The 1550-nt window shown below is 76.3% G+C and carries 1 protein-coding gene; it reads right to left on the bottom strand.

Features of this window, described 5'->3' with window-relative positions:
• Nucleotides 1-1550 (bottom strand): ATP-binding protein (locus tag AC1DXV_RS34465; protein ID WP_477938028.1); only part of this gene is annotated, 1550 nt, incomplete at both ends.

The raw sequence follows: 1550 nt of genomic DNA on the forward strand, positions 1-1550 counted from the left end.
CGCTGGCCCCAGGCGCGCTCGCGCGCCGGCCAGTCCGGCCGCTCCAGCGCCAGCGCTTCGTCCAGCGCCGCACGCGCCGCCGGATCCGGCCCCTGCCACAGGCCGGCCAGCCCGGTCAGCTGCGCATACAGGCCGTGCTCGTCGCCGAGCGCGCGGTACAGCGCCTGCGCGTGGTCGGCCGCGCCGCGCGAGCGGCCGGGCGAGGCATCCGCCCACACCCACTGCGCGGCCCGCCACCAGGCCGCGGCGAGCGGCTTGGGAACGTTGTCATCGACCATCGCCTCGCTCAGCTCATGCCAGCGCCGCGCTTCGGCATGCAGCGACAGGTGGTGCCACAGCGGTGCGGCGGCGCCGACCAGCGCGACCAGCGTCTCGGGGTCGTGCTGTTGCGACCACGCGAGTGCGGCCCGCAGGTTGTCGAGTTCGGGTTCGTAGAGCGCGAGCCAGGGCGCGTCGGCCATGCGCAGCCAGTCGCGCTGCGCGTCGGCGAAGAACGCGCGCAGCGCGCGGGCATGCCGGCCGCGCAGCGCAGCGGCGCGCGGGTCGTCCACCAGCCGTGCCTGCGCATAGGCCCGCGCACTCTCGCTGAGCGCATAGCGCGGCGGATCGCCGTCGCCCACCTGCACCAGTGAATGGTCCGACAGCAGGGCCAGCCCGTCGATCGCTGCCCAGCCGTCGGGGTCGCCGCCATCGGGGTCGCTGCCATCGGCGAGCACCGCGCCCGCCAGCGGCAGCGTGAAGCCGCCGGCGAACACGCCGAGCGAATCGAACAGCGCGCGCTGGGCCGGCGCGAGCAGGCCGAGGCTCCAGTCGAGCGCCGCCTGCAGCGTCTGCTGCCGCGTCGGCGTGCCGCGCACGCTGCTGGCGAGCAGGCGGAAGCGGTCGTCCAGCCGCGACGCGATGCCGGCCACGCCCAGCAGCGGCACGCGCGCCGCCGCCAGCTCGAGCGCCAGCGGCACGCCGTCGAGCCGCCGGCAGATCTCGGTGACCGCGCCGACATTGGCCTCGGTCAGCGCGAAACGGCGGTCGACCGCCTGCGCGCGCTCGCAGAACAGCGCCACCGCGCCATGCTGCCGGGCCGCGTCGACAGCGCTGCCGTCGGGCGGCACGGTCAGCGCCTCGATGCGCAGCAGCCGCTCGCCGGCGAGGTGCAGCGGCACCTGGCTCGTCACCAGGATGCGCAGGCCCGGCGCGCCCTGCAGCAGCGCCTGGACCAGCGGGGCCAACGCGTCGAGCAAGTGCTCCGCGTTGTCGAGCACCAGCAGGCCCTGGAGGTTCTTCATCGACGGCAGCAGCGCCGCCTGCGCATCGCCGTCGGCGGCCGGCTGCAGCGACAGCGCCTGCGCCAGCGCGCCGCCAATCAGCGAGGCATCGGCCAGCGCCGCGAGCTCGACCCACGCGACGCCGTCGGCCCAGGCCTGGCGCCGGGCCTGCGAGGCGGCGCGGGCGAGCGTGGTCTTGCCGATGCCACCGGGGCCGACCAGCGTCACCAGGCCGGAGCGGTCGAGTTGCGCGAGCAGCTCGGCCAGCTCGCGCTCTCGCCCGAGCAG

The sequence above is a fragment of the Rhizobacter sp. P3_C12 genome (genome assembly GCF_056402735.1).